Origin of the sequence: Pseudomonas nunensis (assembly GCF_024296925.1) — a bacterium.
In the GTDB taxonomy this organism is placed as follows: domain Bacteria; phylum Pseudomonadota; class Gammaproteobacteria; order Pseudomonadales; family Pseudomonadaceae; genus Aquipseudomonas; species Aquipseudomonas nunensis.
This window is the reverse complement of sequence record NZ_CP101125.1, coordinates 2,030,889-2,054,885: the sequence shown is the minus strand read 5'-3', so window position 1 is coordinate 2,054,885 and position 23,997 is coordinate 2,030,889. Positions and strand designations below refer to the sequence as shown.

Sequence of the window (23,997 nt, the reverse complement as noted above, 5' to 3'; positions counted from 1 at the left end):
GACTTTATTGCTCCTGGCTGCAATTGCGCGGGGTGATGCCTTTTTCCTTGGCGTACTGCGCGGCGGAAGCTTCGATGATCGGCCGCAACAAGGCGCGGTCGGCCTGGACCCAATCACTGATCAGGTTCCAGCGTTGCCCATCCCATTGCTGGAAGCGCACCGCACCGCCGCCTTCATGATCGGCGCACGACAGCTTCAGCGGCTGCACCAGCCCCTTCGCACCCAAGGCCTGCAAGCGCGCATCGTCGAGATTCAGGTGTTCGAAGCCCCAGCGCACCTGCTCACCGGTCAGCGGTTTATTGCCGTACTTTTCCTGGGCCAGGCGCACGGCTTCGACGTTGAGAATGCCGTTCACCACGCCGAGGTTGTAGTACACGGTGCCGAAACGTTTCGGATCGGCCAGGTTGCCTTTGCCGGCGTCCACCACACTTTGCTTGATGCCTTGCAGCACCGGGAAATTGGTGCCCGACGGGTGCGTGGTGATCGCGATGAAACCCTTGGCCGCCGCGCCGGCCGGCACCACGTCTTCTTCCGAGTTGCTCCAGATATTGCCGATGATGTGATCCGCCGGGTACCCGACTTTTTGTGCCGACTTCAACGCCACCGGATTCATCACGCCCCAACCGCGCAGGATCACCCAGTCTGGCTTGAGGCGACGGATGTTCAGCCATTGCGATTGCTGCTCGTTGCCGGGGTGCGGCACTTCCAGCAGGGTCAGTTCGAAACCGGCGTTTTTCGCCAGTGTCTCCAGCACGCCGTTGGTTTCCTTGCCATACGGAGAGCCGTGGTAGAGCACGGCGATTTTCTTGCCTTTGAGTTTGTCCGCCCCGCCTTCACGCTCGCCGATGTAATTGATGATCGCCGACACTTCGGAATACGGGTTGAGCTGCAACGGGAACACATACGGGAACACGCTGCCGTCGGTGGAATCCGTGCGCCCGTGGTTGATAGTGATCAGCGGCAATTTGTCGGCGGTCGAGCGGTCGAGAGTCGCGTAGGCAATGCCCACCGACAGCGGGTTGGTGGCGGCGGCCGGCGCACCGTTCAAGCCACCCTTGAGGCGTTCATAGCACTCGACGCCCTTCTCCACCACGTACTCGGTTTCGCATTCGCTCCAGGTCAACTTGACCCCATTCACCCCACCCTTGGCGTTGATGTATTGCAGGTAGTCGATAAACCCGCCGAAGAAACCGGTGCCGCCAGCGGCATAAGGCCCGACCCGATAGCTCTGCAACGGGAAATACTGTTCGTTGGCAGCCTGGACCCCGGCACTCAGGCCGGCAGTCAGTAAAGCCAGGCCCAGTGCCAGGCGGCGCAGCGTTGTGCGGTGAGTCATGAAGGCAGTTCCTCGTGGGAGATCGATGGTGTTTTTTGTCAGGGATGAAAGCAATCAGTAACGCAGCGGCCAGACCCTGGCCCGTTGCCGAAAGCGCTGCCACAGTCGGGCCAGGCCTTCGGGTTCCTTGATCAGAAAGGCGATGATCAGTGCGCCGAACAGCATTTTCTGGATGTTTTCCAACTGGCCGGAATCGATCAGCCCCGCCGGTAATAACCCGCAGACATTGGCCAGCAGAATCGGAAACAGCACGATGAACGCGGCGCCGAGAAAGTTGCCGAGCACGCTGCCCAGGCCACCGATAATGATGATGAACAACACCTGGAATGAACGGCTGAGGTCGAAGCCGTGGGGTTCCACTGTGCCCAGGTAAGCGAAGGCCCACAGCGACCCGGCAACCCCGAGGTAAAAGCCGCTGATGGCAAACGCCAACAGCTTGGCCTTGAACAGGCGGATGCCGATTACCGCAGCGGCGGTGTCCATGTCGCGAACCGCCATCCAGTTGCGGCCCAACTCGCTGCGGACCAGGTTTTTGCCAAGCCAGAACAGCGCGACCACCACCGCCAGGGTCAGCACGTAACGGCCCCTTGGCGAACTGAAATCCAGCCCGGCGATCAACAGCGGCGGCGAAGTGATAACCCCGGAGGCGTTGTCGTTGGTGAACCAACTGAAACGGGTCAACACCCATTCCACGACAAACTGCGCGGCCAGGGTCGCCACCAGCAGGTAAAAGCCCTTGATCCGCAGGCTCGGCAAGCCGAACAACACCGCCACCAACGCCGCGATCAAGCCGCCGAGGGCGAAGCTCACCAGCAACGGCAAACCGGGCACGCGCAGTTGCAGGTTGTAGGCAGCAAACGCCCCCACCGCCATGAACGCCGCCGAGCCCAGCGAGAGTTGTCCGGCATAGCCGGTCAGCAGGTTCAAACCGAGCCCCGCCAGGGACAACACCAGCAGCGGCACCAGAATCGCGCTGAACCAATAGTCATTGCCCAGCCAAGGCACGGCGACGAAGGCAAACGCCAACAGCAGCCACAGGCCGAGGCGATCCTGGCGCAAGCGAAACGTGCGCCGCTCGGCCGCATAGGTGCTGTTCAGTTGACCGGCTTCTTGATAAAGCATGGAGGCATTCCTTGAAAAAAGTCAGACCCGCTCGATGGCGCGCTCGCCGAATAACCCGGCAGGCCGCACCAGCAGGAACAGCAACGCGAGGACGTAAGGCACCCAGTTTTCGATGCCGCTGCCGATGATCGGGCCGAGGTATATCTCGGCGATTTTTTCCGCCGCGCCGATGATCAAGCCGCCGACAATCGCGCCACCAATCGAAGAAAAACCGCCGATGATCAACACCGGCAACGCCTTGAGCACCACCAGCGACAACGAGAACTGCACTCCCAGACGCGCGCCCCACAGCAGCCCCGCCACCAGTCCCACGAAACCCGCCACTGCCCACACCAAAGCCCAGATCCGTGGCAGTCGAATGCCCACGGCCAAGGACGCGAGCGGATCATCGGCGACTGCGCGCAAGGACAAACCGACCCGGGTTTTGTTGAACAGCAGTGACAAGGCAATCACCAAGGTCGCGGCGGTGCCGGCGGCGAACAGGTCGAACTGCGAAAGCAGCATCCCGCGAATTTCCAGTGGCTCATCCGGGATGCCCAATTCCAGGCCATGCACCTGCGCCCCCCAAAGGAATTGCGCCAGGCCTTCGATCATGTAAGACAGCCCGAGGGTGGCCATGAACAGGATGATCGGCGGGCGATTCACCAGGGGCCGCAGCACCATTTTTTCGATCAGCAACGCCAGCACCACCATGCTCGCCAGCGTCGCGACAAACGCCCAGAAGAATGGCAAGCCGCGCTCCAGCAGACTGACGAAAGTCAGCGCGGCAAACAGCACCATCGCGCCCTGGGCAAAGTTGAAAACCCCGGAGGCCTTGTAGATCAGCACAAACCCGATCGCCACCAGGGCGTACATGACGCCGGCCAGCAAACCGCCGATCAGCACTTCAAAGAAAAATTCCATGCTCAGCGAGCCTCCGCGCGGGAACGTCGTGTGCCCAAGTAGGCCGCGATCACTTCTGGGTTGGCGCGCACTTGCTCGGGGGTGCCGTCGCCGATTTTGCGGCCGTAATCGAGCACCACTACGTGATCGGAAAGGCCCATGACCACGCTAATGTCATGTTCGATCAGCACGACGGTGGTGCCGAACTCACGGTTGATGTCGCGGATGAATTGGCTCATCTCGCCCTTCTCTTCCGCGTTCATGCCGGCCATCGGCTCGTCGAGCAGCAGCAACTTCGGCTCAGCGGCCAGCGCCCGGGCCAGTTCCACGCGTTTTTGCAAACCGTAAGACAACTTGCCCACCAGCACATGACGCCAGGGATGGATGCGCAGGAACTCGATGACTTTTTCGGCGTGGCGGCGTTGCTCGTCGTCTTCAAGCGGGGCGCGGCCAATGCGCAACATTTGCTCGATCCAACTGCTGCGGCGCTTGAGGTTGCGCCCGGTCAGCACGTTGTCGAGCACACTCATGCCTTTGAACAGCGCGATGTTCTGGAAGGTGCGGGCAATCCCACCCTCGGCAGCCTGATGCGGACGCATGCGGCGTCGGGTCTGGCCGGCATAGCTGACACTGCCGCTCTGGGCCTGGTAGACGCCATTGATCACGTTCAGCAACGAACTTTTGCCGGCGCCATTCGGGCCAATCAGGGCGCAGATCTCCCCGGTCTTCACGGCGAAGCTGATGGAGGTAATGGCTTTGACGCCCTTGAACGATAGGGAGATGTCATCGAGCCGCAATAATATGGATTCAGTAGTCGCGCGCATGGTGGCTCGTCAGACGGAGTGAGGAATCAGGTGGGCCGGAACTTCGGCGGGTTCACGCGGTGTGGACGGTTCTTGCCAGTGGCCGGGGCGAATCCCCAACGCCGCGAAGAACGCCGCGCTGTCCTCGGTCAGCGCCGGCCCCACCAGCAACGGCACGCGCAAACGGCTCATGCCTAACACATCAAGCAAGGGCCGACGGATCAGCCAATGGCCGAGCCAGCGCCGAATACCGTGCGCATCCGGGACCATCGCCCAGCGATACAGGTATTGACTGAGCGTGCCCGGCAACGGCAAGCGTTCCCGGGCCCAGTGTTCAAGGCGCGCATAGGATTCGCGGGTGCCCAGCACCAAGGTCGGCCCGAGCTCGCGGCGGTCGGTGTCGCGGGTGGCCAGGGCTTCGGGAAAGTTCAGGCAGAACCCGGCGCTCAGCCAGGGAGCCAGCAGATAACGGGCCTGGCCGCTGGCGGCGAACACTCGCGCGGCCAGCGCCTCTTCATTGGCGCTGAGGTGTTCCCGCGCGACCAATTTGCGCGCGCCCTCCAGCAACTGGCCGTGGCTCAAGCGCTGGGACTGGCTGTCATTAACGCGGTGAAAAACAAACGCCGTGGACGCTGATTCCGTGGCGGGGGCCGGTGGCTCGGCCGTGATGCCCACCGTCAAGTCGGCATACGCACTCAACCCGGTATCGGTGGCGGCATTCAGGCCACGTCCGTCGAGGTACAACAGAACCCGAGGCGCGTGATCGGCGTTGCGAACCTGCTGCACGGCGTCGAGAGTTTCGGCCAGAACAAACGCTGGTTTCAGCGTGGCCAATAGATGCCGGTGATCAAGGTCCGGGTCCAATAGCGTGACACTGCCGCCCAGCCATTGCGCCGCCAGTGCCAGTAACAAGGCTTCGGCTCTGGCCTGGCTAATAATGAGCAAGTCATCGCCGTGACTGAACCCGCGTTGCTGCAAACCCGCAGCGAGACGGCTGACGTCCTGCGCCACATCGCTCCAGCGCCGGACCTGCCAGATTCCTAACTGTTTGTAACGCAGGGCAATCGCCGAACCTCGGGTGGCGGCTTGCAATAACAAGGCCTGGGGCAGTGTCTGGGTCATGGGGCGATCTCTTCGGGGGGCTGACTGCAAACAGCCATTGCAGCCTCCGTGCCAGCCACTAAATGCTGACCTATCAATCAGTTAGACCACACCACCGGTTTAGCCCCTTGTATCGCCGAAGCACAGCCTGCCGAATCCCTGTTGCTCCACCAACACTTGCGTCCTGTCGCGGCCCCTATAAGAACCAAAAAGAATTAATAAATACAAAATCAGTATTTATCGTTATAAAAATATTCGCGTACTGTCAGCTCATCCCGTCATTCATCACACAGTGAAGTGCCCCATGAATCCGACTGCCAACGTCATCGACTTCGCCAGCTACCGCAAACGCAAACAGGCTCAGCAACGGGCACGGGCCATGTGGGAAATGTACGCACGCAACGCCGGTTTGCAGGCCTTTCAATGGGTGCAAGCGGCCAATACTTCCGAGACGCGTCACGCGTGAACGGGCAGCAACCCTCGCGCTTTCTGGCGAGCGCCGACGAGCCTGTCGTGGATTTGAATAACCTGGAATCACAGGAAGAAGACCCGATCTGCGAGCGTGTCGCGCAGAACCTGCAACGCCTGCGCGGCAAGCGGCATCTGTCCCTCGACGCCCTCGCCCGCCAGTGCGGCGTGAGCCGGGCGATGCTGGCGCAGATCGAATCCGGGCGCAGCGTGCCGTCGATCAAAGTCCTGTGCAAAATCGCCAAGGGTCTGAAAGTGTCGGTGGCCGCGTTTCTTGAGCACCGCGCCTTTGAAGGCGTGGCGGTTTTGTCGGCAAGCCAGAGCAAACGCCTGGTCAGTGCCAGTGGTGCGTTTGTCAGTCGGGCGCTGTTTCCGTTCGACGTGGCGCGGCAATCGGAGTTTTACGAACTGCGCTTGAGCCCGCTGGGTGAGGACGTTTCCGAGGGCCATGGCCCCGGCGTCCAGGAGAACCTGGTGGTGTCCCAAGGCGTGCTGGAAATCAGCGTCAACGATGAACGCTACCTTCTCTCCACCGGCGATTCGATCCTGTTCTACGCCGACCAGCCCCACCGCTATCGCAACCCGGCGGACAGTGAGGCTGTCGCGTATCTGGTAGTGACCTACCCCGAACGCCTGGACTGAACCACATTCCCCTGTCCCCTGTGGGAGCGAGGCTTGCCCGCGAAGGCGTCGTGTCAGACAACAACACTATCGACTGAAAGACCGCTTTCGCGAGCAAGCCCGCTCCCACAGGAAATCGGCTGCGTGCGCAGATTTTGTGTACGACCGTGATCCACTGTAGGAGCGAGGCTTGCCCGCGAAGGCGGCGTGTCAGACAACAACGATGTCGACTGAAAGACCGCTTTCGCGAGCAAGCTTCGCTCCTACAATTTTGATTTTTGGTGATTTCAGATATAAAAAAGCCCCCGCGGCCTGATGGCCTGCGGGGGCTTTTTTTATGCTGCCCGGTATCAGCAGGTGCAGCACATCAGCGGCATGCCGTTGCAGCTCATCATCATCGGCATGCTGCAGTCGTTCATCATTTTCATCATCAGGGTGCAGCAGTTTTTCATCATGTCCATGTTCATGCCGGCCATCGGCATGATTTTGCACATCATGCTGTCGTCCATCATGGTGCATTCCATGACGCATTTCATCGATGGCATCGGCATGCCCATCATCGGCATTGGCATCATCATGTTCATCATCGGCATGGTCATGGCCGCCTGGGACATGCACATCATGCTCATGTTGCCGCAATGCATCATCATCGGCATGCCGCAGTTCATCATCATCTGCATCATTTCAGCGCTGTTCTTGAACATCGCCATGTCCATGCCAGCAGCCGGCATCATTTTGCACATCATGCCGTCGTCCATCATGTCGCAGGTCATGGTCGCCATCATCATCGGCATGCCCATCATCGGCATCATTGGCATGTTGGCGTTCATCGGCATTTGCATCTGCATGGCGTTCATCATGGTGTTGTTCCCCGAAGGATTGAATAGTTGGATGAAGCTGATGGAGTGGATTCTAAAGATTGCCGACCGGGCGACAAGAGGGGGATAAAACAGCAAAAACGGACGCCGGAGCCGACTTAGTGTCGTGCACGGGACACTTGCGACTGCTGTAGCAGCTTATTGATGGCTATCACGGAAAAGATAAGTACTGCGACGTGTTTTTATCGGTCATGGATATTCGACCGGAAGCTATATAAATAACTGAAAGAAATATTCGTTCTAACCAGCGCCAACTTTTTTCATTCGCTCGCTTATTCCGTTAGTTACCACCAGCCTGACTTTTTAATCTTTTCTAGCTATTAAGCCGCCACCTTATAATAGCCACGCTCTCCAACTCGCTAAATAAGGACGTTCCATGCCTCAACGCCTTTTACTGGCTGCACTGTTCCTGGCGGTCGCCGGGTGTGCCAGCCCGACACCGGTTTCCGTTCATACCAAAGATCCCGCCAGTTCAACCCTGCAAGGCGACGCCACGCGTCCGGCGCAGGCGCAATGGTTGCGCACCGAGTTGTATTTTTCGGTGGGGCCACTGGAAGGCAAGGAAGGTGTGATCAGCCCCGCGCGCTGGCGCGAGTTTCTCGATCAGGAAGTCACGCCGCGTTTTCCGGACGGCTTCAGCGTGCTCGACGCCTACGGCCAATGGCGCGACCACGGCGCCAAGGAGCCGGAGCGCCTGGGCACCAAAGTCATCGTGATTCTTCACGAAAACGACGCGCGGCATGACAAGGACATCGAAGCGATTCGCCTCGCGTGGAAGCGGATTACCGGCGACCTGTCGGTGCTGCGGCTGTCGCAACCGGCGCAAGTTTCTTTCTAGGCTGCCGGCGCCCGCTGGGACGGTGACGCCCAGCGGCTCAGCCCACCCAGCAGCACAACGCCAAAAAGCAACACGCCGATGCCCAGCAACGCGCCATAACCAACCGCCGTCACGCTGGAATACAGCATGTACAGGCACAGGGCGAAAAACAGCAGGGGCAACAGCGGATACAACGGCACCTTGATCGGCCGTGGCGTGTCGGGAAAACGTCGACGAAGTATCAGCAACGCCACGCTGCTCAGGCTCAGGAACAACCAGTAGACCGGGGTCAGGTACTCGACCATGGTGTTGAAACCGCTCTGGGTAAAACTGCCGAGCAGCACCAGCAACAGCGCCACCGCGCCTTCGGCCAACAACGCCTTGCGCGGAACGCCGTGTCGTTCGTCCCAGTCGCCCAGCCCTTGCAACTGCGGCACATCTTGGGCGGCAGCGTACGTGGTCCGGGCGCCCACCAGCAGCGTCGAGTTGATGCTGGCGACCGCCGCGATCCCGACCATCAGCACAATCAACACCCCGCCCGGCGCGCCGAATGCACGGTTCAGCAACTCGACTGCCGGCGCATTGCTGGCGGCCAGACCGGCAAACCCCAGGCCTTGGACAAACGCCCAGTTCAACGCCAGATAGATGCTCATCAGCACAGTCAACGCACCCAGCATGGCGATGAGCATCCCCCGCCGACCGTCGCGCACTTCCGCTGACAAGGTCGCCGCGTCACTCCAGCCACCAAAGGCCAGGAACACGAAAATCATCGCCGAAGAGAACCCCGCCATGCCGGTTTGTTCAGGCGCTACCGATACAGCCGGAACCGGCACTTCAACGCCGCGCCACGTCAGCCAGACACCCGCGCCGGCAATACTCAGAAACCCCACAGTGAGCAACGCCACCAGTACCGTCTGGGTGATGAACCCGATGTGTTTGCCCGTGAGATTGAGCAGCACCAGCGAAGCAATCACCCCGCCGGCAAACAGTCCCGAGCCATAGGTGCCCAGCGGCACGATGGCGTTGAAGTAGTCGGCAAACATAAACGCCGACAGCGCGATCCACCCTGTATGCATCACCGAAAAGCGCGACCAGGCGAACACAAACCCCAGTCGTTCGCCATAAGCCGTGCGCAGGAAGTGGTAGTCGCCCCCGGGATGGGGAAACGCGGTGGCCATCTCCGCAAAACACAGCGCCCCGACCATCGAGCACACACCGCCAAGCACCCAGACCCAATAGAAATACTCGGGCCCCACGTTCAACGCCACGGTCGGCGCGGTTTTCAGGATGTCAGTGGTGATCACCATGCCCAGCGTAACCAGCAACGCCTGGAACACCGGCAGATGCCGCTTCGGCCCCCGCTGTTGCGCTTGTTCAGAACCCATACGTAGCGCGAGCGTAGTAGTACGCGCCGTTGGTGCCGATCGGCGACAGCACGTCATACGGCAGGTTGCCGCCGTAGTTGATCTCCGACTTGGAGCGCTCCGGGTAGTTGTCGGTCAGGTTGTTGCCGCCCAAGGCGATGTCGAACTTGGGGGTGAATTTGTATTGCACTTCGGCATCCAGTTGCCAGACCGCGCCGTAGGTTTGCTCCGGCTGCGAATTGCCGAAATCGAAGACCCGAGTGGTTTCGCCCTGACGGGTCAGGCGTCCGAGCAAGCCCCAGTGCTGACTGGCCCAATTCGCGGAAATCATGAAGCGATCCTTGGGCGCGGCGTCGGTCAGGGTGTTGCGTTCCTCGACGCCGACCAACGCGTCGTTGCCGATCCCCAGGGCCGTGAGTTGCGACGGTGTGCCCTTGGTCTTGGTGACTTTGGTGTGGTTGTAGGTGTAGGCCGTGGTCAATCCGAGTAACCCTTCGTACAACGGCTGGTGGTAGTTGAGCACCAGTTCGGCACCGTCGGTGCGGGTGTCGGCGGCGTTGGTGAAGAAGTTCACGTCGTGCACGCCGGCCACGCCGAAGTTGTCGTTGATGTACTGCTCCAGCGCGTCACTGCCGATGCGTTGCGACAGGGTCACGCGGTCCTTGACGTCGATGCGGAACACGTCGAGGGACGCATCGAAGCGCTCGCTGAGTTGCGCGGTCAGGCCGAGGCTGAAGTTTTTCGAGGTTTCCGGATCGAGTTTTTCAGCGCCGAGGGCACGGGCAATCGGGTCGTTAACCGAGAGCACGCGGATGTCGGTGAGCGTGCCGCCGTCGCCGAAGTTGCTGGTGGTGTTCTGGAAGCCGATCTGCGCCAGGGATGGCGCACGGAAGTTGTTGGAGACCGCACCGCGCAACGCCCATTGATCGGTCAGGCGATAGCGTCCGCTGAGCTTGCCAGTGAGCTTGCTGCCGGCGTCGTCGTAACGCTCCCAGCGCGTGGCGGCGTCGACGAACAAACGGTCAGTGACGTCGCCGGACAACTCGGCATAGGTGCCGAACACGTTGCGATCCAGGTCCACCTCTTCACTCGGGCGTAAACCGTTCGCGCCGTCCGCGCCGGTGCCGATGTACGAAGCTTCGTCGCCGGCAAAAGTCAGGTAGTTTTCGTAGCGATATTCACCGCCCAAGGCCAGCACAAATGGACGTCCAGCGAGTCGCAACTCGCGGGTGAAATCGAGGTTGGCGGTGGTCTGGCGCAGTTCGTATTCGCCGGTGTCGAACCGGGTCGGCGAGTCGGCACCGAGGGTGACGTTGAGGGTGCGCCGGGTCGCGGAATCGAAGTGGTTGCGGCCGTGGGTGACGCTGCTGTCGAAGTCCCAATCGTCACCGATCAAGCCCTTGAAACCGGCGGTGGCGGAGATGTCCTGGTTGTCGCCGAGGGATTGCGGCAGGTAACCGTTAGGATAGAACTGCGGCTGCTCGGACGGGTAGCGATAGAACTCCGCGCCGGTGGTGTGACGTTCGTTGTAAGTGCCGAAGGAATAGGCCTTGCCGCCGGCCAGGGGCAATTCGGAGTTGAACCAGGCGTTCACGTCTCGCGCGATGCCGTCGCCCATCACGTAGTTGCGCTGGCCCGGCGTGTCGGCGAAACCGTCGAAACCGGCGCGGTTGGTCGGGTCGCGATCCTTGTACTCGGTGCCGCCACGAATGAACCCGCCCTCCTCGCCAAGTCGTGTGCCGATCTTGGCCGTGGTCATGCTGTTCTGGCCGTCGGTGGTGGTCTTGCCGATCGCATCCTGATGGGTGTGGTAAGCGCCGTAAGTGGTGGAGATTTCGCCGCCCTCCGGCGCGTCGTCGAGGATGATATTGATCACCCCGGCAATCGCATCGGAACCGTATTGCGCGCCGGCGCCGTCGCGCAGCACTTCGATGCGCTTGATCGCACTGATCGGAATCGAGTTGAAGTCCACCGGCGCCGTGCCCCGGCCGATCTTCGACGAATCATTGACCAGCGCTGAAGTGTGGCGGCGCTTGCCGTTGACCAGCACCAACACCTGATCCGGACTCATGCCGCGCAACTGCGCGGCCCGCACATGGTCGGCGCCGCCGGAGTTGGATTGACGCGGAAAACTGAACGACGGCAACAACGTCTGCAACGCCTGGCCGAGTTCGCCGTTACTGGCCCCGGCGGACTTGAGGTCTTCGGCGGTCAGCACGTCCACCGGCACCGGCGAATCCAGCACCGTTCGCGCGGTGCCACGGGTGCCGGTAACCAACACGGTCCCCAGCCGTGTGTCGTCGTCGGCGCGTGCGGAAGTTTCTTCGGCCTGCACGGGAAGTTGCGCCATTGCTGTGACGACAGCAGCGGCGAGTAATGAACGAGAACGGTGATACATGGAACAGCTCCTTATATCGCAGCTAATACCCGGCCCTTGCCAACAAAAAGAAGTCGGCAAAAAGTGCACGGCAATGTCTGCTGTAGTTTTAGTAATCAGGAAGGCAGCGAACGCTGTTAAAGCATGTTTTCAAGTGCAATAGCACCCGAACTGTAGAACCCCAGAGTTAGTACAGGGGCGATGCTAGACGAGGGGGTGAAGTTTGGAAAAGAACCAATACTACTTAGGTTATATCGGCAAAAAACCAACTAACTAACGCAAGCCACATCAAGTCAAACACAATAAAACTGTGGGAGCGGGCTTGCTCGCGAATGCGGTGTGTCAGGCGCTATTAATGTCGACTGATACACCGTATTCGCGAGCAAGCCCGCTCCCACAGGAATTGTGTGTATTACCTTAGTCCGCAGCAGGAATCCACGAAGTCCGCGCCACATTTGCGGTATCACCAAACGCCGGCAGTTTCTGCGCCAGGTCCCGAACGTTCTTCACATCCAGATCCAACAATTGTTGCCGGGTAATCAAGGTCGGTGGCACCAGCACTTTATGCCCCGGATTCTCCCCGGCAATCAGCATCGCCAGACTGCGCACACTGATCGCCCCCGCCACTTGCGGATTCACCGCCGCGGTGGCGGCCCAGGCGCTGTCCGGCTCTTTCATGATCTGGATATCGGCGGTGGAAATATCCGCACTGTAGATTTTCACTTTCTTGCCAAGACCCGCCTCGTCCACCGCGATTTTCGCGCCTTTGGCGAACTCGTCGAACGGCGCGAAGATCACGCTGATCCCCGGATTGGCGCGCAACACGGCGCTGGCCTGATCCGCGACCGAGTTGGCAATCGGTGGATTGAGCGTACCGAAGCGCGCCTTTTCGATGATCCCCGGATTCGCGGCTTTGACCTGGCTCCAAATCTCGTCGCGGCGCTCCATCGGGGTGAAGCCGCTGATGTAGACGTAACCGGCATCGAAGCGCGTACCGTTGTCCTTGACCGCTTGATCCAGTGCCAGACGCGCCAGGGCGTGGTGATCCTGCTCGACCTGGGTGACTTGCGGGGTGTTCAGGTCGACGTCGAACGCCACGACTTTGATGCCTTTGGCGATGGCCCGGTCAATCGGGCCCTTGAGGGTTTCTGCCAGACCGAGCTGGACGATGATGCCGTCCACGCCGAGGTCAATCGCCTGATCGATCATCTCGCGCTGGCTGGCCGCCTGCTGCCGGGCGTCGAACACGCGCAAGGTCGCGCCCAGGGCTTCGGTCTGTTTCTCGACGCCACGCAAATAGGCTTCGGTGAAATCCCCCGAGAACAGATAACCCACCAGGGCGATTTGCACATTGCCCTTGTCGAACGGCGCCGGAGCCCCCGGCAGTGCCTTGGCCTGGGCATTTAGCGCCAGCGCCGAGAACACGGCGGTGGCCAGGCAATGACGAACAAAAACCTTGAGTGATCCGCGCATACAGCTTCCTTGGTCAAACGTTAAAAGCGGCTCAACGCGCCCGATGCGCGAGGCCGAAGGTGAACATCAGGGCCAGCACCAGCACCAGTCCCTTGACGAAATCCTGGGCGTAATACGGCGCGTTGAGCATGGTCAGGCCATTCAGCAACGTGGCCACCAGCAATGCGCCGACCAGAGTCCCGAAGGCATTCGGTTTCTTGGCCCCGAGCACCGCAAAACCGATCAACGCCGCGCCCAGCGCATCGAGCACCAGGCCATTGCCGGAGCTGACATCGCCCCGGCCCAAACGCGCCGCCAGCAACAATCCACCCAACGATGCGAGCACCGCTGAAAGCACGTAAGCCAGCAACTTGAATCGCTGCACCGGCGCCCCCGCCAGACGTGCAGCCTGCTCGTTGCCGCCAATGGCGTAGAACAAACGGCCGATGCGCGTGCGCTCCAGAAACAGCCACACCACCAACGCCACAACGGCGGTGATCAACACCGGGATCGGCACCGTGTCCCAGAGCCGCCCGCGACCGAGGGCCAGAAACAACGCACTGAAGGTGCCTTCGGCCTCATCACCATTGGGCAGGGTCATGCCCACCGCAATCGAACGCCCGCCGGTAGGAATCAACTGCACGCCGATCACCAGAAACATGCTGCCGAGGGTGGCGAGGATGTCCGGCACCCGCATCTTCACGATCAGCCAGCCGTTGAGCAGCCCCACCAGCGCGCCGCCCGCGAGGCTGATCAGCACCGCTGGCACCGCGCCCCAACCGAGCACCACCATCACGTAACTGGCGATCATCAAACTCATCGCCGCCACTGCACCAATCGACAAATCGAGCCCGCCGACCGCCATGGTCAGGGTCACGCCCAAGGCCAGCAACGCGACAATCGACACCGACTGCAAGATGCTGAACAGGTTGCCGACCCGCAGGAACGCCGGTTCGGCGAAGCTGAAAAACACCACGATCAGCGCCAGCACCCAGAGCAATCCATAGCGAATCAGCGCTTGCAGCAGGCGCTCCCCTGGTGCGGGGGCAGTCGATAACAACGAACTCGAATCAGGCACTCGCTCTACTCCTTGGCGTGGCTTGAACAGGTGAAAACGTGGCTTCGACGCCGGCCAGCGCTGTCACCAGCGTGGCGCGGCTCAGGCCGGCGCGGGGGTATTCGGCGACCACGGCGTGATCGCGCACCAACAGAATCCGGTCGGCGATTTCCAGGGCTTCGTCGACATCGGCGCAGATCACCAGGGTGGCGCGGCCAGCGGCACTGTCGCGCAGCAATTGGCCGATCTCGCGGCGGGCGCGCACATCGACACCCTGGAACGGCTCATCAAGAATCAATACCCGCCCTTCCCCCAGCAACCAGCGGCCCAGCACGACTTTCTGCTGGTTGCCGCCGGACAGTGCATTCATCGGCACGTCGATACCGGCCGTCTTGATCCCGAGTGCCGCGACCTGCGCTTCCACCGCTGCGGCCTCCGCCCGATTGCGGATAAAACCGCCACGGGTGAAGCGTTCGAGGAACGGCAACGTCAGGGTGCGGCGCAGGGAAAAGTCGGCAATCAACGACTGGCTGGCGCGATCCTCGGCGGCGAAAAACACACCGCTGCGAATCGCTTCCCGTGGTGATCCCGGTTGCCAGTCCACGCTATCCAGTTGCAAGTTGCCGGCCGCCGCTTCTCGCAGACCAAACAACACTTCGGCGATCTCGGTTTTGCCGGCGCCGAGCAGTCCGGTGAGCACCACCACTTCGCCTTCGCGCAAGGTCAAATCGAAAGCCTGCTTTTGCGGAGCGATTTTCGCCCCAAGCAAAGTCAGGACTTCCCGCCCCGCCGTGCGCGGTTCATAAACATGGGTGTCCAGTGCGTGCCCGAGCATGGCCTCGACTGCTTCGGGTAACTGCCGGGCGCTGAACTCGCCAGCCAATTGACCATCCCGCAGGACGATGGCGCGGTCGGCGACTCGCTGCAGATCGGACAAACGATGGGAGATGTACAGAATCGCCACCCCGCGACTGCGCAAGGTGTCGATCAACCCGAACAACCGCTGGGCCTCGACGTCCGAGAGCGCCGCCGTCGGTTCATCGAGAATCAGCAAACGCGGTTGCAGGGCGAAGGCCCGGGCCAGCACCACGAGTTGCCGTTCGGCTTGGCCGAGGCGTTCGATCGGTTGCTCCAGCGGCAGCTCCAGCCCGAGGCCGGCAGCGATGCTCGCGGCCCGTTCGAACAGGCGCTTGCGGTTGAGCCAGAAGTCCGCGCCGGGCTGGCAGAGTTCATCGAGCAAGAGGTTTTCCGCCACGCTCAAACCGGGGGCAATGCCATCGTTGACCTGCTGATGCACCGCGACAATCCCGACCCGCCGCGCCGACAGTGGCGAGGCAAAATGCCGGGGTTGGCCATCGACCCACAGCTCACCGGAATCGGCGGCCTGACTGCCGCCGAGAATCTTCACCAGAGTCGATTTGCCCGCGCCGTTGGCACCCAGCAGCGCCACCACTTCGGCGGGATAAATTTCCAGGCTGACCCGATCCAGCGCGCGGCTGGCGCCAAAGGTTTTGCTCAGTTCACGCACACGAATCAGCGGCTCGGGCGCCACGGCCAGCGGCCTCATCGACGGTGCGCCAACGAGCGAACCAACCGATCGCCGAGGCTTTGCACGCTCTGCACCAGAATCACCAGCACCACCACCGTGGCGACCATTACCTGGTTATTGAAACGCTGGTAGCCGTAGCGAATCGCCAGGTCGCCGAGTCCGCCGCCACCGATGACCCCGGCCATGGAAGAAAACCCGATCAGCATCACCAGCGTCAGCGTGATGCCCGCCAGCAACGCCGGCATCGCTTCGGGCAGCAGCACTTTGAAAATCACATGCCAGATGTCACCGCCCATGGCGAGGATCGCTTCGATGCGGCCCTTGTCGACTTCGTCCAGAGCGTTTTCGACGATGCGCGCGAAGAACGGAAAGGCGCCGATGGTGATCGGCACTACGGCGGCGGTGCTGCCCAGGGTCGTGCCGACCACCAGCCGAGTCAGCGGGATAAGGGCAATCAGCATCACCACAAAGGGCAGCGAGCGACCCACGTTGACCAGACTGCCCAGGCCTTTGTTGAGTCGCGGCATCGGGAACAAGCCGCCGCTGCGGCTGATGAACAGCAACACACCGAGCGGCAAGCCGATCAGCAAGGTAAACAATCCCGCCAACAGCACCATGTACAGGGTTTCACCGGTGGCCGTCAGCACCAGTTGCAGGATTTCGTTCCAGTCGATCACACGGTTCATGAGCGCTCCACCCTGACGCCACGTTGCTTGAGAAACGCCACCACCTGGTTCAATTTCGGCTCATCCGCAGGCTGCCGGAACGCCACGCGCAGGCGCCCCACGCGTCGCCCGCCAATGGACTCGACGCCGCTGGCCAATAAGTCCAGTTCCACGCCTTGTTGCTTGAGTTCGTTGAGTACCGGGGTGGCCAACAGGTTGTCGAAAAAACTCAGGTCGAGGGCATCGCTGCCCAACGGTGTGCTGTACCCAGGCAGCAGTGAGCGGCCAAGGCTGGAATCCGGATTGGCCAGTAATTCGGTAATCGGCCCGGCCTCGACCAATCGGCCGTGAGCCAGCGAAGCAGCGTGATCGCAGATCGACTTGACCACGTCCAGCTCATGGGTGATCAGCACGATGGTCAGGCCCAATTGGCGATTGATGTCGCGCAGCAGTTCAAGAATCGAAGCAGTGGTTTCCGGGTCGAGGGCGCTGGTGGCTTCGTCCGACAGCAGATACGCCGGTCGCGCCGCCAAGGCCCGGGCAATGCCCACCCGTTGTTTCTGCCCACCGGACAGTTGCGAAGGAAACGCCTGGGCCTTGTCGCTCAGGCCCACCAGATCGAGCAATTCCTTGACCCGCGCCTGCCGCTGGGCTTTGCCGACGCGGGCGATTTCCAGCGGCACGGCGATGTTGTCGAAGACGTTGCGCGAGTGCAGCAGGTTGAAGCCCTGAAAGATCATGCCGATGCGCTGGCGCTGGCGGCGCAGTTCGATGTCGGACAGCGCCGTCAGGTCCTCGCCATCCAGCAGAATGCGCCCGGCGCTGGGCCGTTCGAGCAGATTGAGGCAACGCAGCAGCGTCGATTTGCCCGCCCCGCTGCGCCCCAGGATCCCGTAGATCGCGCCATCGGGAATGCTCAGGGACACCTGATCCAGCGCCGGTGCCTGCCCTGGCCCGTAGGTTTTGCTCAACTGCTCGACGACGATCATGGCTTGTTGGCCGCGACGCTCACCGGCACCACCGGGATTACCGAACCGGCAAAGTTATCGGTGATGAACTTGGCCACTTCCGGCGACGTCAGGTCCTTGGCCAGTTGCTTGATCCGTGGGTCGTCCTGCAATTTTGGCGTGGTCACCAGGATATTCGCGTAAGGGTTGTGCTCGGCCTTCTCCAGCCCTAGGGCATCCTTGGCCGGCGACAGACCGGCCTCCAGCGCGTAGTTGCCGTTGATCACCGCCAGGTCCACGTCATCCAGGGCGCGAGGGATTTGTGGCGATTCGATTTCGAGGATCTTCAGCTGTTTCGGGTTCTCAGCGATGTCCTTCGGCGTTGCCTGATCGGTGGCCGGGTCGTTGAACCCAGCCTTGAGTTTGATCAGGCCGTAGTCCTGCAACAGGTACAACGCGCGACTCAGGTTGGTGACGTTATTCGGTACGGCCACGGTGCCTTGTTGCGGCACCTGGGCGAAGGTTTTATGCCGATGGGAATAGATCCCCAGCGGTTCGATATGCACGGTCGCCGCCACCGCGAGTTTTTCGCCGAGGGCCTGTTCCTGGGACTTCAGGTACGGCAAATGCTGGAAGTAATTGGCATCGACATCGCCGTGCACCAGCAGCTCATTGGAGTTCACGCCGTTGGGGATCTCGATCACCTTGAGGTTCAGTTTTGGGTCGAGCTTTTGCACGAACGCCAGAATCTGTGCGTGAGGCACCGGGTCCGCTGCAACGCGCAATGGCTCCACGGCCAAGGCACTGAAAGAGGTCACCAGAGCGCCCAGCACGGCCAGGGTCAATCCTGTTTTTTTCAACATGTTCGCAGTCCTTTTTTGATTAGGCAGACAGTGCTTTGGGGATCAGTGCATCGGCGTAAAAACGCTGGGCGACATCTGGATGGGAACGCAGGCGGCCCTTGAGGTAATTCCAGCCCACATCGCGAAACAAAGGATTGTCCGGATCACTCGCCGGGCCCCGCGCTTCGCGCAGCAGTGCGGTAGGCAACGGATACAGCGGCACCACCGCATCGAGTTGCGCGCCGAGGAAAAACGCAATCGACAAGCGCTCGCTGTCCTTTGGCGGCGACACCACGCGGTGCACCGTGGCACGCAGATAACCGTTGGTGGCCAGCTCCAGCAATTCGCCGATGTTCACCACCAGGGTGTTGTCCCGGGGCAGCGCATCGATCCAGCGGCCCTCTTCGATTTCGACTTGCAAACCGGCCTGCTGGTCTTGCAGCAGGAAGCTCAGGAAACCCGAATCCTTGTGTGCGCCGACGCCCTGATGGCTGCCGCCAGGCCCCTGCCCCGGATAGCGCATCAGCTTGATGTGTTCGTTAGGCTTGTCGCCGTACAAGCGGTCGAACGCGTCATGTGGCAACGCCAGCGCCTGGGCGAAAGCCTGTAGCAGGCGCAGGGACATGCGGGTCATCGCTTGCTGCCAATCCAGCAGCAACGGCTTGAGCGCCGGCAGTGCGGCCGGCCATTGATTGGGGCCTTGCAGGCGCGCCCAGAACGGGCTGTTTTCATCTTGCGGCAATACGTCTCGCTCGGCGCCCAGATCGAACTGCTCGCGCAAGTCAGGCTTGCCGCGAGTGATCTCCGAAGCGGCACGGTTGTAGCCGCGAAAGTGTGGCGAGTTGATCATGCCGACCGCGGTCTTTTCGCTGTCAGGCAAGGCAAAGAATTGACGAGCGTGGTTCTGTACCTGACTCAGCAAATCGCCGTCGATGCCATGCCCGGTCAGGTAGAAAAAACCCACATCCCGGGCGGCGTGGCGCAGGTCGTCGAGAAAGCCCTGGCGCTGCTCCGGGGTGCCGTCGAGCAATGACAGGTCGAGGGTCGGCAAGGTGGTGATGTCCAGTGGATGCGGCATGGTTCACTCCCATGTGAAACGCTGTTTTGTGTGGCGATGCATCCAAGCTAAACGATCTTAAAAACTCGTAATAAATATCTTTTTTGCATTAGCTTAGGTTCGCTTCACCAAGGCTTTCACCGGTTTGGAAGCACAAAAACGCCCCTGCCAGAGACAGGAGCGTTGTTGAGGATCAACCCGGTTTTATTGGGCGGAAGTGCTTCGACTCAGCGCCAATGACTCACTGGAAAACACCTGCGCATCGGTGAATTTCTCCACGTCCACACGGTGCGGAAAGATCTTCTTCTCGACGAATAAATCGTCAACCTGCTGCAAGGCCTGGACATCCCGTGGCTCGACCGGCACCAGCGATTCATCGCCCCAACTGCGCAGCCGCTGCGAAACTTCCAGCGGTACATCGTTGGCTTTGGCGAACACCCGCGCGTACTCGTCGGGGTTTTGCCGGGCCCATTCGAAGGCCTTGGCGAAACGCTGCAACACATCGCTGAGGGCCTGGCGTTTTAGCGGGTCGGTCAACACCTCATCCGAGGCCGTGATAAACGTCAGTCCGGTGTTGATGCCTTCGCCGCTGATCAACACCCGGGCGCCCTGCTGCTCGGCAAACGCCTGGTAGATACCGAACGTGGCCCAGGCTTCGATCTTGCCGGCGTTGAACGCGGACAAGGCGTCGGTGGGCAGGACGAAGCCGACGTTGACGTCCTTCTCATCGACCCCGGCGTTGGCCAGTGCGCGAATCAACAGGTACTGGGAAATGCTGCCCCGGGCCGACGACACCACCACGTTGCGACCTTTCAGATCGGCGACGCTGTGGATCGGCGAATCCTGCGGCACCAGAATGCCGATGCCTCGGGATTGACTGCGGCGTACCGCGACGATGCGCAGCGGCGTGCCACCGGTAGCGGCCGCGAGCACAGGCGTATCACCGGCCGGGGCCAGATCGACAGCACCGGCGCGCAAGGCTTCGAACAACGGCGCGGCGCCCTGGAAGTTGGCCCACTCGACCTTGTACGGAATACCCTCCAGCGCATTGGCGGCTTCGACCACCGTGCGCAGGCCCTTGGCTTGATCGCCGAGGATCAGTTTGACGCTGGACAAGTCCGCCTGTTTTTTGGGTTCGACGGCATCACCGCAGCCACCGAGCAACAGCGCGGCACCTGACAGCAACAGCACCGCCGATTTCCATAGAGGTCGATCAAGCATGGGCAAACCGCCGAAGCACGGGTTGACGTTCAGCTACCGCAGCGCTTTCCACTTCCACACCCAACAAGCTCAGCAGCCGTGCGCGAATGGCCTGGAAACCGTCTTGCCCGGTGTCGCGAGCGCGGGGCAAGTCGATGGTCAACTGCTCGGCAATCTTGCCGTTGGCCAGCACGATGACCCGGTCGGCGAGCAGGATCGCTTCGTCCACGTCGTGGGTCACCAGCAGCACCGCTGGCGTGTGTTTGCGCCACAATTCGATGATCAATCGATGCATCTTGATCCGGGTCAGGGCATCGAGGGCGGCGAACGGTTCGTCGAGCAGCAACAGCTTGGGCTCGCGCACCAGGCCACGGGCCAGCGCCACTCGCTGCGCTTCGCCGCCGGAGAGGGTTGCCGGGTAGGCTTCCAGGCGATGGGCCAACCCGACTTCGGTCAAGGCTTGCACTGCGCGCTCCTTGGCATTCGGGATGTGCAGGCCGAGGATCACGTTTTTCCAGGCGCGTTTCCAGGGCATCAAACGTGGCTCTTGGAACACTGCCGCCCGTGCCTTCGGCACGCGCAATTGGCCGCTGTCGATGCTGTCGAGCCCGGCCAGGCTGCGCAATAAAGTGGTCTTGCCGGAACCGCTGGCCCCGAGCAACGCGACGAACTCGCCCGGTGCGATGTCCAGGTCCAGGCCATCGATGACCCGTTGCTGACCGAACTGGCGCACGACGTTACGCAGTTGCACGGGCGCTGTTGATGGTGCGTCCAGAATATCGACGTTCGACATGTCAGTTCCTCACAAAAGATGGGCGCCAGGCCAAAGCGAAACGCTCCAGCGTGCGGATCAGTCCGTCGATCAACAAACCGAGGACGCTGTAAATCAACAGGCAGATAACGATCACGTCGGTGCGCATGAAGTCCCGGGCATCGCTGGCCAGGAAACCGATGCCGGCGGTGGTGTTGATCTGCTCGACAAACACCAGGGCCAGCCAGGAAATCCCCAACGAATACCGCAAGCCGACAAAGAACGAAGGCAAGGAGCCCGGCAGGATTACGTGCCAGATCAACTCGCGACGATTCAGGCCGAGGGTGTTGGCGGCCTCGATCAATTTGGGGTCGATGTTGCGAATGCCGGAGAACAGATTGAGGTACACCGGGAAGGTGGTGCCGGTGACGATCAGCGCGATCTTGGTGAACTCGCCGATGCCGAACCAGAGGATGAACAGCGGCACCAGCGCCAGTGAAGGAATGGTGCGCAGCATTTGCATCGGCGAATCGAGGATCACCTCGCCGCGCTTTGACAGGCCGGTGATCAGCGCGGCGACGACGCCAACGCTGACCCCGATGCTCAAGCCCAACAGCGCGCGCTGCAGGGATACCAGCAAATGCTTGCCCAGCTCACCGGAGACGATCATCGCCCACAGCGTGCCGCCAATCTGTGACGGCGCGGCGATGACCCGCTGCGGGATCAGGCCAAACTGCGAGGCCAGCTCCCATAACAACAGCAGTGCGATCGGGCTGAGCAAGCGCAGGAAAACTTCCGGGGTTCGCCAATTGCTCAGCCAGTTGGGGATCAGCCGCGACGCACGTGGGCTATCAATCGCCTTATTGACGGAAAATGAGCTACTGGCGCTCGGTGTATCGAAGGTCTTTTCGGTCATCAGGCTTCCTTCCTCATCAAAATCATGGCTTCGGATTCATGCTATTCGCATAAAAAACGCCAGTGAAATTCTTTTTAGGAATAACCTAATATGATTAAAAATCAGATAGAACACTATCCAGATAAATTATTTGCATAATTAAAGCGTTCAGCCCGCGCCCTTCGCGGCGTGCATCTCCGACCCCGATTAAAATGCGGATTTCTGATATCTGTAATTTCTTATGATTCATTAAATTAATAATTAACTTAGAACAAAACGGCATTTCACAGCCCGCCCTCGCAGCGCCTACTTTCGACACCACGGACCGACCCCTTGCCCGGTGGAGGTGAATCACGCCTATCTCTATCTAAAGACAAGGAACTCAGCATGAGCATCGAATTTATCGGCTACATCGGCGGCCACCATTCCTCGGAGATCCATCCGCGCAGCGGCCCGGTGTTGCAACCCGACTATGTGGAAACCGTCGCCCGCGCCCATGACGAGGCCGGGTTCGACCGCGCGCTGGTGGCGTTCCACTCCAACAGCCCGGACAGCACGCTGATTGCCTCCCACGCCGCCAGCGTGACGAAAAACCTCAAGTTCCTGATCGCGCATCGCCCGGGCTTCGCCGCGCCGACCCTGGCTGCGCGACAGTTCAATACTCTCGATGTGTTCAATGGCGGTCGCACCGCCGTGCACATCATTACCGGTGGCGATGACCGCGAACTAAGGGCCGATGGCAGCTACATCGGCAAGGACGAACGCTACGCCCGCACCGATGAATACCTCGACGTGTTGCGCCAGGAATGGACCAGCGAGAAGCCGTTCGACTATCAGGGCAAGTACTACCAGGTCGAAGGCGCGCACTCGGCGGTTAAGTCGCCGCAGCAGCCGCACATTCCGCTGTATTTCGGCGGCTCGTCGGCGGCGGCCATTGCGGTGGCGGGCAAGCATGCGGACGTGTACGCGCTGTGGGGCGAAACCTACGAACAGGTGCGTGAAGTGGTGAACCAGGTGCGCGCCGAAGCGGCGAAGCATGGACGCAGTATTCGCTTCAGCCTGTCGCTGCGCCCGATCCTGGCGGACACCGAAGCGCAGGCCTGGGAACGCGCCCAAAGCATTCTGGAACAGGCTACGGCGTTGGCGGAAAAGAATGGCTTCGTGCGCCGCGAACCGCCGAACGAAGGCTCACGGCGGTTGTTGGCGGCAGCGGCGCAAGGCTCGCGGCTGGATAAGCGGCTGTGGACCGGGATTGCCGGGTTGCTTGGGGCGCAAGGTAATTCGACCTCGCTGGTTGGCACGCCGGAACAGGTCGCCGAAGCGTTGCTCGATTATTACGACTTGGGTATCACCACGTTCCTGATTCGCGGTTTCGATCCGCTTAATGATGCTATCGACTATGGCAAGCGTCTGATCCCGCTGGTTCGCCAATTGGTGGCCGAGCGGGAGCGGCAGGCGGCGGAGAAAGTCGCTTGAATGGCTTGATTGAGCGGTGCATGTGATGGCCTCTTCGCGAGCAGGCTCGCTCCCACAGGGGTCTGCGGTGCATGCAAATTTTTTGTACCACCACTAATCCCTGTGGGAGCGGGCTTGCTCGCGAAGGCGGCCTGACAGGCGGCATTGATTTGACTGAGCTGGCCTCATCGCGAGCAAGCTCGCTCCCACATTTGCCCTGCGTAATGCCACCATCGCAGACAAAGCCACTCCCCTGTGGGAGCGAGCTTGCTCGCGATAGCGATTTCACAGTCAACATTGCTGGTGACTGACAAGACACTTTCGCGAGCAGACCGGAGCGTCTCGAAGGCTGATTCAC

22 protein-coding genes are annotated in these 23,997 nt (G+C 60.9%); 4 read left to right on the top strand and 18 right to left on the bottom strand.

Going from position 1 to position 23,997, the window contains the following annotated elements:
• Positions 1–4: 4 nt before the first annotated feature.
• From NK667_RS09285 to NK667_RS09265, 5 genes are read right to left on the bottom strand one after another with little or no spacing between them, the layout of a single operon-like run.
• Positions 5–1,336 (bottom strand): ABC transporter substrate-binding protein, encoded by a 1,332-nt coding sequence (locus tag NK667_RS09285; protein WP_054614471.1) that lies wholly within the window; start codon positions 1,334–1,336, stop codon positions 5–7.
• Between the two features lie 54 nt (positions 1,337–1,390).
• Positions 1,391–2,458 carry a branched-chain amino acid ABC transporter permease gene (locus tag NK667_RS09280; RefSeq protein WP_054614470.1) on the bottom strand — a complete coding sequence of 356 codons (1,068 nt, stop codon included), beginning with the start codon at positions 2,456–2,458 and terminating at the stop codon, positions 1,391–1,393.
• 21 nt (positions 2,459–2,479) lie between these two features.
• Positions 2,480–3,361 (bottom strand): branched-chain amino acid ABC transporter permease, encoded by an 882-nt coding sequence (locus NK667_RS09275; protein ID WP_054050750.1) that lies wholly within the window; start codon positions 3,359–3,361, stop codon positions 2,480–2,482.
• A 2-nt stretch (positions 3,362–3,363) separates the two neighbouring features.
• Positions 3,364–4,164 carry an ABC transporter ATP-binding protein gene (locus NK667_RS09270; RefSeq protein WP_054614469.1) on the bottom strand — a complete coding sequence of 267 codons (801 nt, stop codon included), beginning with the start codon at positions 4,162–4,164 and terminating at the stop codon, positions 3,364–3,366.
• 9 nt (positions 4,165–4,173) lie between these two features.
• Complete coding sequence (locus NK667_RS09265; protein WP_054614468.1) at positions 4,174–5,265, bottom strand: AMP-binding protein; 1,092 nt, start codon at positions 5,263–5,265, stop codon at positions 4,174–4,176.
• A 283-nt stretch (positions 5,266–5,548) separates the two neighbouring features.
• On the opposite strand from NK667_RS09265, the gene NK667_RS09260 reads away from it, so the two are divergent.
• A complete protein-coding gene (locus tag NK667_RS09260) occupies positions 5,549–5,710 on the top strand; it encodes a hypothetical protein (RefSeq protein ID WP_177331428.1) in 162 nt (53 codons plus the stop codon).
• Entirely contained in the window at positions 5,707–6,354 is a 648-nt protein-coding gene (locus NK667_RS09255) for a helix-turn-helix domain-containing protein (RefSeq protein WP_054050744.1), read from the top strand. Before NK667_RS09260 ends, NK667_RS09255 begins: the two co-directional genes overlap by 4 nt.
• A 329-nt stretch (positions 6,355–6,683) precedes the next feature.
• On the opposite strand, the gene NK667_RS09250 is transcribed toward NK667_RS09255, so the two are convergent.
• A complete protein-coding gene (locus NK667_RS09250; RefSeq protein ID WP_082356701.1) occupies positions 6,684–7,193 on the bottom strand; it encodes a hypothetical protein in 510 nt (169 codons plus the stop codon).
• A gap of 394 nt (positions 7,194–7,587) precedes the next feature.
• Between NK667_RS09250 and NK667_RS09245 the strand changes: the two genes are divergently transcribed.
• A complete protein-coding gene (locus NK667_RS09245; RefSeq protein ID WP_054614467.1) occupies positions 7,588–8,049 on the top strand; it encodes a DUF3574 domain-containing protein in 462 nt (153 codons plus the stop codon).
• Here NK667_RS09245 and NK667_RS09240 read toward each other — a convergent pair.
• The 12 genes from NK667_RS09240 to NK667_RS09185 all read right to left on the bottom strand — a co-directional run bounded on the left by NK667_RS09240 (position 8,046) and on the right by NK667_RS09185 (position 22,205).
• Positions 8,046–9,413: an APC family permease gene (locus NK667_RS09240; RefSeq protein ID WP_054614466.1), complete on the bottom strand. Its 1,368-nt coding sequence runs from the start codon at positions 9,411–9,413 to the stop codon at positions 8,046–8,048. The genes NK667_RS09245 and NK667_RS09240 overlap by 4 nt on opposite strands.
• On the bottom strand, positions 9,403–11,790 hold the full coding sequence (locus tag NK667_RS09235) for a TonB-dependent receptor plug domain-containing protein (RefSeq protein WP_054614465.1): 2,388 nt from the start codon (positions 11,788–11,790) through the stop codon (positions 9,403–9,405). The genes NK667_RS09240 and NK667_RS09235 overlap by 11 nt, the downstream gene beginning before the upstream one ends.
• Before the next feature lie 396 nt (positions 11,791–12,186).
• Positions 12,187–13,242 (bottom strand): substrate-binding domain-containing protein, encoded by a 1,056-nt coding sequence (locus NK667_RS09230; RefSeq protein ID WP_054050736.1) that lies wholly within the window; start codon positions 13,240–13,242, stop codon positions 12,187–12,189.
• Between the two features lie 31 nt (positions 13,243–13,273).
• Positions 13,274–14,299, bottom strand: coding sequence for an ABC transporter permease (locus tag NK667_RS09225; RefSeq protein WP_054050734.1), 1,026 nt, complete (start codon positions 14,297–14,299; stop codon positions 13,274–13,276).
• Positions 14,292–15,845: a sugar ABC transporter ATP-binding protein gene (locus NK667_RS09220; protein ID WP_054614464.1), complete on the bottom strand. Its 1,554-nt coding sequence runs from the start codon at positions 15,843–15,845 to the stop codon at positions 14,292–14,294. Before NK667_RS09220 ends, NK667_RS09225 begins: the two co-directional genes overlap by 8 nt.
• Positions 15,842–16,513, bottom strand: a complete 672-nt coding sequence (locus NK667_RS09215; protein WP_054614463.1) for a methionine ABC transporter permease — start codon at positions 16,511–16,513, stop codon at positions 15,842–15,844. Before NK667_RS09215 ends, NK667_RS09220 begins: the two co-directional genes overlap by 4 nt.
• Entirely contained in the window at positions 16,510–17,481 is a 972-nt protein-coding gene (locus NK667_RS09210) for a methionine ABC transporter ATP-binding protein (RefSeq protein ID WP_054614462.1), read from the bottom strand. Before NK667_RS09210 ends, NK667_RS09215 begins: the two co-directional genes overlap by 4 nt.
• Complete coding sequence (locus tag NK667_RS09205) at positions 17,478–18,302, bottom strand: MetQ/NlpA family ABC transporter substrate-binding protein (protein ID WP_054614461.1); 825 nt, start codon at positions 18,300–18,302, stop codon at positions 17,478–17,480. The genes NK667_RS09210 and NK667_RS09205 overlap by 4 nt, the downstream gene beginning before the upstream one ends.
• Positions 18,303–18,321: 19 nt before the next feature.
• Positions 18,322–19,359 (bottom strand): isopenicillin N synthase family dioxygenase, encoded by a 1,038-nt coding sequence (locus NK667_RS09200; RefSeq protein WP_054614460.1) that lies wholly within the window; start codon positions 19,357–19,359, stop codon positions 18,322–18,324.
• Between the two features lie 183 nt (positions 19,360–19,542).
• Positions 19,543–20,559, bottom strand: coding sequence for an ABC transporter substrate-binding protein (locus NK667_RS09195; RefSeq protein WP_054614459.1), 1,017 nt, complete (start codon positions 20,557–20,559; stop codon positions 19,543–19,545).
• Positions 20,552–21,331 (bottom strand): ABC transporter ATP-binding protein, encoded by a 780-nt coding sequence (locus tag NK667_RS09190; RefSeq protein ID WP_054614458.1) that lies wholly within the window; start codon positions 21,329–21,331, stop codon positions 20,552–20,554. Before NK667_RS09190 ends, NK667_RS09195 begins: the two co-directional genes overlap by 8 nt.
• Position 21,332: 1 nt before the next feature.
• Positions 21,333–22,205, bottom strand: a complete 873-nt coding sequence (locus tag NK667_RS09185; protein ID WP_054614457.1) for an ABC transporter permease — start codon at positions 22,203–22,205, stop codon at positions 21,333–21,335.
• A gap of 366 nt (positions 22,206–22,571) precedes the next feature.
• Between NK667_RS09185 and NK667_RS09180 the strand changes: the two genes are divergently transcribed.
• A complete protein-coding gene (locus NK667_RS09180; protein WP_054614456.1) occupies positions 22,572–23,660 on the top strand; it encodes an LLM class flavin-dependent oxidoreductase in 1,089 nt (362 codons plus the stop codon).
• Positions 23,661–23,997: the final 337 nt, after the last annotated feature.